The organism is Dermacoccus sp. MPR-E5, assembly GCF_058809565.1.
The window spans coordinates 66,904-79,439 of record NZ_JBXASS010000012.1 but is presented as its reverse complement, the minus strand read 5'-3'; the positions used below and the strand labels follow the sequence as shown (position 1 = coordinate 79,439).

Sequence of the window (12,536 nt, the reverse complement as noted above, 5' to 3'; positions counted from 1 at the left end):
GCGATGCACGTGGCCCGCGCGGCGGGATCAAATCGTCGTCCTCGATCGTTGGGAGTGCTGTGAGTGAGATGCCCCAGCTGCCGCCCGGTCTGCGCAACAACGTCCTGTCGCTGCGGTATCTGCTGCTCGGGTTCCTGCTGTCGTGGCTGCCGCTGCCCGCGTCGGGTCTGGCCGCCATCCCGTTGGCGTTGTCGCTCTTCTACGGCATCCGCTACCTGCGCGACGTGCGCCGCGCCGGCGTCCCGGGCGCGCTCGGGCCCAACCTCGTCGGCCTCGCGCTGACAGCGCTGCTGCTCGGGATGACGGCCGCGCCGCTCGTGCACTACGAACGCACGAAGAGCTATCAGGAGTGCCTGTGGGGCGCCAACACCAACCAGGCGCGCGAATCCTGCGAGAGCTCCTACAGCCAGAACCCCAACGAGGTCGAGAAGTTCTTCTTCAACTGAGCCCCGCGTGGCGTCCTCGGCGTCATCGCTGGTCACGTGAGGGCCAGAGCCACCTCGAGGGCAGCATCGACGCGCCGCATGATGTGCGGTCGTAACCCACCCCCGGGGCGCACGTGGTCGTCGTCGCAGAGCACCTCGATGTCGTCGCAGAGGACGCTGCCGATGAGTTCTTGGCCCGCGCGATTCGCGCCGCTGAGCTAGATCGGGACGATGCTCGGCAGCGGCGGCTTCGCCGAGGTCGTGACGCGCACGACGAGAGCACTGCGCAGATGGGTGTTACGGGCGTTGTTCGAGACGACGAGCCAGGGTTTCTCCCCGTGGCCGAGGTCGCACCAGGAGATCTGGCCCCGGTGCATCGTCACCGCTGTGAGCCTGCCGCGTGTTCGTCGTTCGACCGACGCCGTTCGCGCTGCTCGCGGCGCGCCCGATTGCTCCGAACATGCTCGAGGTCGTCTCCTGTCTCGTGCGATGCGTACTCCGCATAGGCCGGGTCGAGCCGATATGAAGCATGAAATGCTGCGCCCGTCGCAGCAGGTCGCAGCCGTGCCTCACGAGCGAGCGCGTGCAGCTTTCCACCCCTCAGGATTAGCGGGTTCGCAGTCGCTGCTTCGTCAAGCGCGGTCGGTAGGGTTACGCACGTGAGTGCCACGCCGCAGCTGCGCCCCGACACCCGACCGCTCGAGGTCGTCGTCCTCGTCTCCGGCAGCGGTTCGCTGCTGCAGGCGCTCATCGACGCAGAGGCCGACGCGGCCGCTCGCGGTCAGCGCTCGCCGTTCACGATCGTCGCCGTCGGTGCCGACCGCGAGTGCGCCGGTCTCGAGCGCGCGATGCTCGCAGGCATCCCGACATTCGTCGTCGACACCGCCCATTTCGCCGACCGCGACGCCTGGGACAAGGCGCTCGCCGACGCCATCGAGCGCAGCTTCGACGACGACTCGGGCGACCCCGATGCGCCGCCGCACCTCGTCGTCTCGGCCGGCTTCATGAAGATCTTGGGTGCGACGACGCTCGCGCGCCACACCGTCATCAACACGCATCCGGCGCTGCTGCCGAGCTTCCCCGGCGCGCACGGTGTGCGGGATGCCCTCGCCCACGGCGTCAAGATCACGGGTACGACGTGTCACGTCGTCGACGCCGGCGTCGACACGGGCCCGATCATCGCGCAGCGCGCCGTCGAGGTGCGAGCCGATGACGACGAAGACTCGCTCCACGAACGCATCAAGGTCGAGGAGCGCGACATGCTTGTGGACGTCGTCCGCAGGTTCGCACGTGGTTGGTCCATCAACGGCAGGACGGTTTTGATCAATGAGTGACGGTTTGCGCCCCATCAAGCGGGCCCTCGTCTCGGTGTACGACAAGACGGGTCTGGAGGAGTTGGCACGCGCCCTGGCCGACGCCGGCATCGAGATCGTCTCGACCGGTGGTTCGAGCAAGCTCATCGCCGGTCTCGGCATCCCGGTGACGCCCGTCGAGGAGCTGACCGGTTTCCCCGAGTGCCTCGAGGGTCGCGTCAAGACGCTGCACCCCAAGGTGCACGCGGGCATCCTCGCCGACTCGCGCAAGGACGACCACCTGGCGCAGCTGCGTGAGCTCGGCGTCGCACCGTTCGACCTCGTCGTCGTCAACCTGTACCCGTTCGCCGAGACCGTCGCGTCCGGTGCGAGCATCGACGAGTGCGTCGAACAGATCGACATCGGCGGCCCGACGATGGTGCGCGCGGCCGCGAAGAACCACCCCACCGTCGCGATCGTCACCGACCCGTCGCGCTACGACGACGTCATCACCGCCGTCAACGGTGGCGGCTTCACGCTGCAGCAGCGCACCGAGCTCGCGCGTGAGGCGTTCGTCCACACCGCGTCGTACGACGTCGCCGTCGCGACGTGGATGGGGGAGAACCTCGCCGGTTCGGACGACGAGGCGACGGGCGATCAGTTCCCCGACTGGATGGGCGCGACGTTCACGAAGGCTGCGAGCCTGCGCTACGGCGAGAACCCGCACCAGGCGGCGGCCCTCTACACGTCGGCCGACGCGAGCGGCCTCGCCCAGGGCGAGCAGCTGCACGGCAAGGAGATGTCGTACAACAACTACGTCGACGCCGACGCCGCCTACCGCGCCGCGTACGACCACGGTGACGTGCCGACGGTCGCCATCATCAAGCACGCCAACCCGTGCGGCATCGCCGTCGGCGCTCCCGACGAGGACATCGCCGCCGTGCACCAGCGCGCCCACGAGTGCGACTCGACGAGCGCGTTCGGCGGCATCATCGCGACCAACCGCCCGGTGACGAAGGCCATGGCGGACACGGTGAAGGACATCTTCACCGAGGTCGTCGTCGCGCCGGCGTTCGACGACGACGCCCTCGAGGTACTCACCGCGAAGAAGAACCTGCGCCTCGTCACCGTGCCCGCGCCCACTGCGGGTGGTTTCGACATGCGCCCGATCAGCGGTGGTCTGCTCGTGCAGGAGCGCGACATGATCGACGCAGAGGGCGAGGACAAGGACGGTCGCACCACGGGTGACGACCCCGAGCGCTGGCAGCTCGTCGCCGGCGAGGCCGCGGACGAGGCCACGATGCGTGACCTCGAGTTCGCGTGGCGTGCGGTGCGCGCGGTGAAGTCGAACGCGATTCTGCTCGCCAAGGACGGTGCGTCGGTCGGTATCGGCATGGGCCAGGTCAACCGCGTCGACTCGTGCAACCTCGCCGTGACGCGTGCGGGCGCCGAGCGGGCCCGTGGTTCGGTGGCGTCGTCGGACGCGTTCTTCCCGTTCGCCGACGGCCTGCAGATCCTGCTCGACGCGGGCGTCCAGGCCGTTGTCGCGCCGGGTGGGTCCATTCGTGACGCCGAGGTCATCGACGCCGCGAACAAGGCCGGCGTCACCCTGTACTTCACCGGTACGCGTCACTTCGCGCACTGAATGACACCTCTGATCGACAACCCCCAGATGGCGGGTTTGGCTCAAGATGGCCTGAACGTCGGCCACATCTTCGGCCAAACCTGCCATCGTCGCGGTGCCCTGCGATGAAGCGTGACGCCAGAGCCTCCTCCGAGGCGCTTGCCCTCACTGCCGCGTTCTTCGGTGGGGCGTGCCTGTCGTTGCAGGCGCGCTTCAACGGGACGCTCGGTGAGCCGTTGTCCGAGCCGCTCGTCGCGGCGGTGTGGAGCTTCGGTTCGGGGCTCGCGCTGCTCGTGCTGACGCTCGTCGTGCCGAGCCTGCGCCGCGGCGCGGGTCGGCTCGTCGACGCGATTCGGGCGGGGCGTCTGCGCTGGTGGGAGTGCCTCGGCGGCGTTCTCGGCGGTGCGTTCGTGGCGGTGCAGACGAGCACGGTCGCCATCCTCGGGGTAGCGGTCTTCATCGTCGCGAGCGTCGGTGGCCGGGCACTCGGCGGGCTGCTCGCCGATCACGTCGGTGCCGGCCCCAAGGGGCGCACGCCGATCACCCCCGCTCGCGCGCTCGCCGGAGCGTTCGCCGTCGTCGGGGTCGGCATCACGGTGAGCGGCCAGCACGTCCCGGGTGGCATCGCGATCCTGCCGGCCCTCGCCGTCATCATCGCGGGCGTCATGACGCAGTTCCAGCAGGGTCTCAACGGGCGCGTCAGTGCGCGGGCAGGTAGTTCGTACGCGACGACGCTGCAGAACTTCCTCGTCGGCGTGATCGCTCTCGTGGTGTTCGCCGGTGCGCGCGTGCTCCTCGGCTTCACGCAGTGGCAGTGGCCGCACGACGCTCCCTGGTGGGCGTGGCTCGGTGCGCCGCTGGGCATCGCGTTCATCGGGTTGTCGGCGTGGGCGACGGAGCACATCAGCGTGCTCGTGCTCGGGCTCATGGGCATCATGGGGCAGCTCGTCGCGGCGCTCGTCATCGACCTGCTCGACCCGGTGGCGCGCGAAGGTGTCGATGTGCGCACCGTCGTCGGCATGGTCGTCACCGCTGCGGCGGCAGCGGTGGCGGCACGCTCCGGTGGCCGACGGGCTACTTCAGACGCGCGTTCGTGAGCTCGGCGAGGCGCTCGTAGCCCGCGTCGTTGGGGTGCAGGCCGTCAGGGCTGATCCACTCAGGGTGACCGGTGAGCGGGAAGTCGAGATCCAGCCACGTCGCACCTGAGCTGCGCACCACGGGTGCGGCGGCATCGCGCAGCCGTACGAGGTCGGGTGGGGGAGAACTCGCCGGTCCGATCGGTGCGATGATGACGACGCGCGCCTCGGGGACGTGCTTCGTCACCGCCGCGAGCGTCTCGCGCAGGCCCTCGACGATGGTCGCCGTCGGCACGCCGCGGGCGACGTCGTTCCATCCGCCGGAGATGATGACCGTGCCCGGCTTCGACGCTGCGGCTCGTGCGACCTGGGAAGCGTAGTGCTGCGTCGGACGCCCCACGTCGTAGCCCATGCCAGGCACGGCGGCGTTGATCTCGTTCCACCCGCGCTCAGCGCTCAGGACGGTGGTCCATCGCTTGTCCGGTGAGCTCGCCTCCGAGCCGGCGGAGTAGCTGTCGCCGACGAAGGCCACCACGGGGCGTCCGCTCAGGCTGGGTGAGGGCGCGTCGGCGACCGGGGCTGACGAACGGCGGTCGACGACGAGGAACAACGCCACGACGAGCACCCCGACGACGAGTGCCACGAGCGCGGGAACGCGCCACGCCACTTTCCGCTCGGCACGCTCGTGTCATACGACGACCGTACGCGTGAGCCCAGGTCGATCACGAGCGTCCCGTCACACCCCGGTGTGAGCGCCGACCGCGCGCCCGGGGCGTCTGGCAGGATTGGGGCCATGACTGCGACGACGCTCGACGGCAAGGCCACCCTCGCGACGATCAAGGGCGAACTGCGTGAGCGCATCGCTGCGTTGAAGGCGCGCGGCATCACGCCGGGCCTCGGCACGGTGCTCGTCGGCGATGACCCAGGCTCGCAGTGGTACGTCAACGCCAAGCACAAGGACTGCGCGGAGGTCGGCATCACCTCGATCCGCAAGGATCTGCCGGCCACCGCGACACAGGCCGAGGTCGAGGCCGTCATCGACGAGCTCAACGACGACGAGAACTGCACGGGCTTCCTCATCCAGCAGCCGACGGGTCTCGACGAGGTCGCGCTGCTCTCACGCGTCAAGCCGGAGAAGGACGTCGACGGTCTGCACCCGGTCAACCTCGGCAAGCTCGTGCTCGGCGAGGAGGCGCCGCTGCCGTGCACGCCGATGGGCGTCATCGAACTGCTGCGCCGTTACGACGTGCCGCTGAACGGCGCGGAGGTCGTCGTCGTCGGGCGTGGGCTGACGGTGGGGCGCCCGCTCGGTCTCATCCTCACACGTCGCAGCGAGAACGCGACGGCCATCCTGTGCCACACCGGCACGAAGGATCTCGCAGCTCACACGAAGAACGCGGACGTCATCGTCGCCGCCGCCGGTGTGCCGGGGCTCATCACGAAGGACATGGTCAAGCAGGGTGCCGCAGTGCTCGACGTCGGAGTCAGCCGCGTCGACGGCAAGGTGGCCGGTGACATCGCACCGGACGTGGCGCAGGTCGCCGGATTCATGTCGCCGAACCCCGGCGGCGTCGGCCCGATGACGCGTGCGCTGCTGCTGACGAACGTCGTGGAGGCCGCCGAGCGTGAGGCCGAGGCTCGGGGTCGGTGAGTCACTTCAAGCTCGGCGTCCCGTGGCTCGTCGTCGTGTTGCCGGTCGCGTTGGGCCTCGCCGTCGTCTTCGGCGGGCATGTGCGCGTCGGAGGCATCCTCATGGCCGTGGGTCCGCTGCTGGGGGCGATCATGCGCGCCGTCTTCCCCGAGCGTGTCGTGCCGGATCTCAAGGTGCGTTCGCGGGGCACGGACGTCGCGTTGTACGCGCTCGGTGCGATCGTCACCTTCGTCGCCTTCACGGGCGTCAAGCTCGGTTAGGTCGCAGCCGATGACACGTCCCTCGGAGGTCGAGGTGAGCGTGATCATCCCCGTCCGAGGGCGAGCGCGAGCCTGGCCGTGCAGCTGAGCGTGCTCGGCGCGCCGCCGTTCGTCCTCGTCCTTGTCGACAACGGGCGCAACGGCGACCTGCGTGGGGCCTGTCTCCGTCGTGTCAGGGACGGTGGGTGCTGCGGCCTCTCAGGGAAGCGGCGCGTGGTCACGGCATCCTCGGGCCCGCGTGCGGACGCGGTGGGGCGCCTGTTCGGACTCGTCGTCGGGCGCGTGTGGTTCAGGGCACATCGTCGACGGCGGCCGGCGCCGTCAGCCGTCGTACCCGAGATGCCGAAGCGCACCGACGAGTGCGTGAGCGCGACTCCGGTGAACGCGCGACGAACAACGCCGCGGTGACGGGTGCCGCGCGCGGCAAATGAGCGTCGCAGCAGGGGCGGCACCCTAGAATCTGCGGCATGGGTTTGAAGATCTCGGTCATCGGCACGGGCTATCTGGGCGCGGTGCATGCGGCGTGCATGGCTGAGTTGGGTCATGACGTGGTGGGTGTCGACACGGATGTGTTGAAGATCGAGGCGTTGGCGGCGGGGCGTAGTCCGATCTTCGAGCCGGGGTTGCCGGAGTTGTTGGTGAGTGCGCAGGCGTCGGGTCGGTTGCGGTGGTCGACGGACATGGCTGATGTGGCGGATGCTGATGTGCATTTCGTGTGTGTGGGGACGCCGCAGAAGCCGGGGGAGTATGCGGCGAACACGGATTATGTGTTCGGTGCGTTCGCGTCGTTGGCGCCGCACATGAAGGCGGGGTCAGTGGCTGTGGGTAAGTCGACGGTGCCGGTGGGGACGGTGCCGCGCGTGCTGGAGGTGCTGCAGGCCGGCGTGTGTGAGGGGGTGGATGCGCGTCTGATCTGGAATCCGGAGTTCTTGCGTGAGGGATTCGCGGTGAAGGACACGTTGACGCCGGATCGGTTCGTGTACGGCGTGGAGGGGGAGTTCGCGGAGGCGAATGTCGCGCGTCTGGATGAGGTGTATGCGCGGGCGTTGGCGGCGGGTACGCCGCGGTTGGTGACGAATTTCGCGACGGCTGAGTTGGTCAAGGTGAGCGCGAATGCGTTCCTCGCGACGAAGATCTCGTTCATCAATGCGATGGCTGAGGTGTGTGAGGCGAGCGGCGGTGATGTCGTCGCGCTCGCGGATGCGATCGGGCATGACGAGCGCATCGGCCGCAAGTTCTTGGGTGCGGGTGTCGGGTTCGGTGGGGGGTGCTTACCGAAGGACATTCGTGCGTTCATGGCACGTGGTGAGGAGCTCGGCCTGGCGGAGTCGGTGGAGTTCTTGCGGACGGTGGATGCGACGAACGTGCGTCGTCGTTCGCGGGTGGTGGAGCTCGTGCGTGACGTGCTGGGTGAGGACGTCGTGGGGGCGCCGGTGGCGGTGTTGGGGGCGGCGTTCAAGCCGAATTCGGACGATATTCGGGATAGTCCGGCGTTGGACGTGGCTGAGCGTCTGGTGGCGTTGGGTGTGGATGTGCGGGTGCATGATCCGGAGGCACTGGCTGTGGCGCGGGCTCAGCGTCCGGGGCCGGGTTATGTCGACACGGTTGATGAGGCGTTGGTGGGGGCGCGGGTGGTCGTGTTGTTGACGGAGTGGCAGGTGTACCGCGATCTCGACCCGGCCGATGTTGCTGAGCAGGTCGCGGGTCGTGTGCTCATCGATGGGCGGAATGCGTTGGATCGGCAGCGGTGGGCTGAGGCGGGTTTCACCGTCCACGCCCTCGGCCGCCCGACGATCACCCCCGCGAGCTGACCTCTTCCCCGCGTCCAGATGCACGCGGGTGCACTTGGACGCAGGGTTTCGGGCTGGGCGCGGTTGTGGTCGGTGGGTTCGACACGATCATGCGGCCTTGAAACGATGAGCCCATGCGAGTGATCACGGCGAACGTCAACGGCATCAGGGCAGCGCGGCGTCGCGGGGGTCTGGAGTGGTTGGCGCAGCAGGAGCCGGACGTCGTCGCCATGCAGGAGGTGCGCGCGTCGGCGAAGCAGTTCGCGACCGCACTCGACGGTTCGGCTCTCGCCGAGTACGAACTCGCGCACGCCGAGTCGGCCGCTGCGGGCCGTGAGGGCGTCGCCATCCTGACGAAGCATGCGCTCGCGTCGTCGAGCAGCGTCATCGACGGCTTCGACGAGATCGGCCGCTGGGTGGAGGCTGACGTCGTCGTCGGCGGTCGCGCCGTCACGATCGCGAGCGTCTACGTGCATACCGGCGAGGCGGGCACCGACAAGCAGACTGCGAAGTACGCCTTCCTCGACGCGCTCGAGGCGCGGATGGCGCAGCTCGTCGATCGTCCGGCGCTCGTCATGGGCGATTTCAACGTCGCGCACACGGCGAACGACCTCAAGAACTGGAAGGGAAACCGTGGCAAGGCCGGGTTTCTCGAGGACGAGCAGGCGTACCTGACGCGGCTCACCCAGAACGGCTGGGTCGACGTCGTGCGCGCCAGTCACGGCGACGTGCCGGGCCCGTACTCGTGGTGGTCGTGGCGGGGAAAGGCGTTCGACAACGACTCCGGATGGCGCATCGACTACCAGTTCGCGAGCCCGGCGCTCGCCGCTGTCGCCCGCGAACCGTGGATCGGGCGCGCCGCAGCCTACGATCAGCGGTGGAGCGACCACGCGGCGGTCGTCGTCGACTACGACCTCGCCGCGCTCCAGACGACGGGGGAGTGACGTGAGAGAACCGCGCGACGCCGCGCCGTCGGGCAAACCGGCTCAGGCTGAGGAGGCCGTCGAGCCCGTCACGCCCGGGCAGTGGGGCACGTTCCGCACGCGCGCCGATCAGCGACGGCTCGCGCAGGTGCAGACCGCGAAGCGCGAGCGTGAGGCAGCGCGAGTCCGCCCGGACGTTTCGCTCAGCCTCGATGCCGGGCCGGCGCCGGTTCGCCCTCAGCAGGCGGGCCATGAGGTCGACAGCCTGGCCACCGGGGATGATCGCGAGACCTTTACCATCCTCGTCGTGTGCACGGGAAACGTCTGTCGCTCACCGTATTTCGAGCGGGTGCTGGCCGCCGACCTGGCTCGCCTGCCGGTGCGCGTCGAGGGCGCGGGAACGGGTGCGTTGCTCATCGACCGAATGTCGTCGGGATCGCAGGCCCTCCTGCGCGAGCGCGGCCTCGACGGTGCGCGCTATCGTCCGCGTCAGGTGACGCCCGCACTCGTGCGTGAGGCGGACCTCGTGCTGACGGCGTCGCGCGAGCATCGGCGCGTCCTCGTCGAAGAGGCGCCGACGGCGGCGTCGCGCATCTTCGCGTTGCTCGACTTCGCCGACGTCTGCGCCGAGGCGCCCCTACCCCGAACCAAGGGCGTCGACGGGCTGCGCGAGTTCGTCGCCAATTCGACGGCGGGCAGCGTCGAGCGTCACAGCACTCGATCCGATGTCGAGGCGGAGATTCTCGACCCGTTCCGTCAGGGCCCAGAGGTCTTTGCGAGGATGGCGACGCAGGCCGATCCGGCGCTCGCGACGGTGGCGGCGGCCGTTCGTCGCATCATGGGTTGAACGATTCGGCACGACAGTGAGGATGAGCGGATGAGCAACCACCATGCAGTGGAGTGTTGGCTGACGGACATGGATGGCGTTCTCGTGCACGAGGAACGCGCCATTCCGGGGGCTGCGGAGTTCTTGCAGGCGTTGCAGGAGACGGGGCGTCGCTTCCTCGTCCTGACGAACAACTCGATCTACACGCCGCGCGATCTGCGCGCGCGGTTGCTCGCGTCGGGCATCGACGTGCCGGAGGAGGCGATCTGGACGTCGGCGCTCGCGACGGCGCAGTTCCTCGCCGATCAGCGCGCCGGTGGCAGCGCGTACGTCGTCGGTGAGGCGGGGCTGACGACGGCGCTCTACAACGTCGGCTACACGATGACGGAGCGCGAGCCCGACTACGTCGTGCTGGGGGAGACGCGCACGTATTCGTTCACGGCGATCACGCGCGCGATCCGTCTCATCGAGGGTGGCGCGCGGTTCATCGCGACGAACCCGGACGTCACGGGCCCGAGCACGGAGGGGCCGTTGCCGGCGACGGGGTCGATCGCGGCGCTCATCACGGCGGCGACGGGCGTCAAGCCGTACTACGTCGGCAAGCCGAATCCGCTCATGATGCGCAGCGCGCTCAACCGCATCGACGCGCACTCGGAGTCGACGGTGATGATCGGTGATCGTCTCGACACGGACGTGCGCAGCGGCCTCGAGGCGGGGTTGCGCAGCATCCTCGTGTTGACCGGGTCGACGAAGCCCGACCAGGTCGACCGCTACCCATTCGTACCGACGCGCATCTGCGACTCGATCGCCGACGTCGTGCCGCTCGTCCACGAGCTGGCGCCGCACGACCATGAGTGACTTCGACCCCTGGGCCGACGAACGCGACACGCCGCCGGCCCCGAGCAGCACGGCGCAGCGGCCAGGCGACTCGCCGACCGCGGAGCCCGATTCCTGGTGGGGCGACGCCAACGCCGGAGGCGCGACGCTGCGGCCCGCGCGCCGCACGCAGCCGGCATCGGGGGCGCAGCAGGCGCCGCGTGAGCCGAGCATCCTGACAGTCTGCACGGGCAACATCTGTCGTTCCCCGTACATGGAGCGTGTGTTGGCGTATGAGTTGGCGCCGATCGGGGTGCGTGTCAGCAGTGCGGGCACGGGTGCGCTCGTGGGGCAACCGATCGAGCCGGGCAGTGCGCGGTTGCTGGAGGCGCGGGGCGTCGACACGTCGAACTATGCGGCGCATCAGATCACCCAGGAGATGGTGGCCGGGGCCGATCTCGTGCTGACGGCGACGCGTGAGCATCGTCGTCTCGTCGTGCAGGTGGCGCCGTTCGCGCTGCGCAGGGTGTTCGCCGTCCTCGACTTCGCGGATCTGTGCGACGGGCTCACGCCCGCTGACGTGGCCCGCGCGCCGGGCGACAACGTCGTCGCGCAGCTCGTCGCCGCAGCGGGTGCTCGGCGTGCTCAGGTGCCGGCACGTCAGGACGACGCGGCGGACGTCGTCGACCCATACATGCGTGGTGACGCGGTGTTCCGCCAGATGCAGGCGCAGCTCGACGGCCCGATGGCGACGATCTCCAGGGTGCTCAGCCCGTCGGTGTGACGCATCACGAGTCATGGGGATGCCGCGTTCACGCGCATCCTCCACCGTTGGTGTGCTCAGGGCACTCAGGTCGCGTGGTTGTGTGCTGCCGCCACGATTTCTGACAGCCATTGGGCGAAGGTCGGGCAGCGCTCCAGGATGTCGTCGAACGGCACCTCATCGAGCAAGCTGATGCCGGTCGCGGTCTTCACGTAGGTCCGGCATGCCGCGGTGAGACGGTGCGACGGGCTCGTTGCAATGCTTCCGTTGATGGCTTCGATGTCCCCACCAAAATTGCGGATGACGTCTCGCAGCGCGCCGAGTTCGGCATCGGTCAGGCTGGACCGCGCGCCCGCGTCGATGGCGGCGAAGACCAGCGTCTCGAACTCGTGCATGATGAGGTGCGGCTGAACGCGGTAGGAGTTCACTTTCTCGCGCATACGGCCCAGGAGAACCTCGCGGTATTCCGCGCCGGAGCGTTCAGCGTCGAAGCCGGGTGTGTCACGGGGAACCCCGTAGAAGTCCATGAGGATGCCCACCGCAGCCTTGTCGGGCTGCGCGGCCAGGGCGCAGGCCAGGGGCACATACTTGTGCCAGGGCGCGCCGCCCTTGTGGCTGCCTGTCGGCGTCGATTTGGTCTTGGCGATCGTGGGGATCGCGAACATGTCGTGCCGCGAGAGATATGGATTGAGGATCTGCGTGACGAAGGCTTCCTCCGTCTGCCCTTCCACCACCAGCGCGATGTATTTCATGACGCGCTGACGTTGTCGGCCGTCGGGCGCCCGCCGAGGAGGTTCATCTCCCACATCTCGGGTACGGAGTGGGTGTGGAGGGAGCCGTCGAGTTGCCCGCGGTCGGGTCTGGAGACGTGGGTCGACCCGTCGCGGCGTTCGACGACTGCGATGTCCTCGAGGTCGAACTCACCGAGCAGATCCGTGGACTGGGTTGCGAGGATGACGCGGTGGCTGTCGCGTGCTGCAGCCCGCAGAAGTTCGCTCAAGAGGTGAATGGCGAACGGGTGCGACCCTAGTTCGGGCTCGTCGAGGACGATCGTGGCGGGACGGTTCGGCAGGCGCCCTCGGTGTGCTGA

15 protein-coding genes are annotated in these 12,536 nt (G+C 68.8%); 11 read left to right on the top strand and 4 right to left on the bottom strand.

What is annotated here, in order from left to right:
• The first annotated feature begins 59 nt into the window (after positions 1-59).
• Positions 60-446, top strand: coding sequence for a hypothetical protein (locus AC1RS9_RS10670; protein ID WP_492921413.1), 387 nt, complete (start codon positions 60-62; stop codon positions 444-446).
• Between the two features lie 197 nt (positions 447-643).
• On the opposite strand, the gene AC1RS9_RS10665 is transcribed toward AC1RS9_RS10670, so the two are convergent.
• Positions 644-802 (bottom strand): type II toxin-antitoxin system PemK/MazF family toxin, encoded by a 159-nt coding sequence (locus AC1RS9_RS10665; protein ID WP_492921459.1) that lies wholly within the window; start codon positions 800-802, stop codon positions 644-646.
• Positions 803-1,084: 282 nt separating this feature from the next.
• Here AC1RS9_RS10665 and purN point away from each other — a divergent pair, with 282 nt between their 5' ends.
• The 3 genes from purN (at position 1,085) to AC1RS9_RS10650 (ending at position 4,438) form a co-directional block, all read left to right on the top strand.
• Positions 1,085-1,759 carry a phosphoribosylglycinamide formyltransferase gene (purN, locus tag AC1RS9_RS10660; protein ID WP_492921411.1) on the top strand — a complete coding sequence of 225 codons (675 nt, stop codon included), beginning with the start codon at positions 1,085-1,087 and terminating at the stop codon, positions 1,757-1,759.
• Positions 1,752-3,362, top strand: a complete 1,611-nt coding sequence (gene purH / locus AC1RS9_RS10655) for a bifunctional phosphoribosylaminoimidazolecarboxamide formyltransferase/IMP cyclohydrolase (protein ID WP_131941471.1) — start codon at positions 1,752-1,754, stop codon at positions 3,360-3,362. The genes purN and purH overlap by 8 nt, the downstream gene beginning before the upstream one ends.
• 104 nt (positions 3,363-3,466) lie before the next feature.
• Complete coding sequence (locus AC1RS9_RS10650) at positions 3,467-4,438, top strand: DMT family transporter (protein ID WP_131941467.1); 972 nt, start codon at positions 3,467-3,469, stop codon at positions 4,436-4,438.
• On the opposite strand, the gene AC1RS9_RS10645 is transcribed toward AC1RS9_RS10650, so the two are convergent.
• The gene (locus AC1RS9_RS10645) at positions 4,416-5,084 is read right to left on the bottom strand and encodes an SGNH/GDSL hydrolase family protein (RefSeq protein WP_492921408.1); all 669 of its coding nucleotides are present in this window, start codon (positions 5,082-5,084) and stop codon (positions 4,416-4,418) included. The two genes, AC1RS9_RS10650 and AC1RS9_RS10645, sit on opposite strands and share 23 nt — an antisense overlap.
• A 126-nt stretch (positions 5,085-5,210) precedes the next feature.
• Between AC1RS9_RS10645 and AC1RS9_RS10640 the strand changes: the two genes are divergently transcribed.
• From AC1RS9_RS10640 to AC1RS9_RS10610, 7 genes are all read left to right on the top strand, one after another.
• Positions 5,211-6,068, top strand: coding sequence for a bifunctional methylenetetrahydrofolate dehydrogenase/methenyltetrahydrofolate cyclohydrolase (locus AC1RS9_RS10640; protein WP_165584401.1), 858 nt, complete (start codon positions 5,211-5,213; stop codon positions 6,066-6,068).
• Positions 6,065-6,328 carry a DUF3017 domain-containing protein gene (locus AC1RS9_RS10635; RefSeq protein WP_038569071.1) on the top strand — a complete coding sequence of 88 codons (264 nt, stop codon included), beginning with the start codon at positions 6,065-6,067 and terminating at the stop codon, positions 6,326-6,328. The genes AC1RS9_RS10640 and AC1RS9_RS10635 overlap by 4 nt, the downstream gene beginning before the upstream one ends.
• Before the next feature lie 467 nt (positions 6,329-6,795).
• Positions 6,796-8,139 (top strand): UDP-glucose dehydrogenase family protein, encoded by a 1,344-nt coding sequence (locus AC1RS9_RS10630; RefSeq protein ID WP_492921405.1) that lies wholly within the window; start codon positions 6,796-6,798, stop codon positions 8,137-8,139.
• 113 nt (positions 8,140-8,252) lie between these two features.
• Positions 8,253-9,062: an exodeoxyribonuclease III gene (locus tag AC1RS9_RS10625; RefSeq protein WP_492921403.1), complete on the top strand. Its 810-nt coding sequence runs from the start codon at positions 8,253-8,255 to the stop codon at positions 9,060-9,062.
• Between the two features lies 1 nt (position 9,063).
• On the top strand, positions 9,064-9,888 hold the full coding sequence (locus AC1RS9_RS10620) for an arsenate reductase/protein-tyrosine-phosphatase family protein (RefSeq protein ID WP_492921401.1): 825 nt from the start codon (positions 9,064-9,066) through the stop codon (positions 9,886-9,888).
• A 30-nt stretch (positions 9,889-9,918) separates the two neighbouring features.
• On the top strand, positions 9,919-10,725 hold the full coding sequence (locus AC1RS9_RS10615) for an HAD-IIA family hydrolase (protein ID WP_492921399.1): 807 nt from the start codon (positions 9,919-9,921) through the stop codon (positions 10,723-10,725).
• The gene (locus AC1RS9_RS10610; protein ID WP_492921397.1) at positions 10,718-11,467 is read left to right on the top strand and encodes an arsenate reductase/protein-tyrosine-phosphatase family protein; all 750 of its coding nucleotides are present in this window, start codon (positions 10,718-10,720) and stop codon (positions 11,465-11,467) included. The genes AC1RS9_RS10615 and AC1RS9_RS10610 overlap by 8 nt, the downstream gene beginning before the upstream one ends.
• A gap of 65 nt (positions 11,468-11,532) precedes the next feature.
• Here the strand turns inward: AC1RS9_RS10610 and AC1RS9_RS10605 are convergent, their stop codons facing one another.
• Positions 11,533-12,198, bottom strand: a complete 666-nt coding sequence (locus AC1RS9_RS10605; protein WP_492921395.1) for a DUF4276 family protein — start codon at positions 12,196-12,198, stop codon at positions 11,533-11,535.
• Positions 12,195-12,446, bottom strand: coding sequence for a hypothetical protein (locus AC1RS9_RS10600; RefSeq protein ID WP_492921393.1), 252 nt, complete (start codon positions 12,444-12,446; stop codon positions 12,195-12,197). Before AC1RS9_RS10600 ends, AC1RS9_RS10605 begins: the two co-directional genes overlap by 4 nt.
• Positions 12,447-12,536 lie beyond the last annotated feature (90 nt).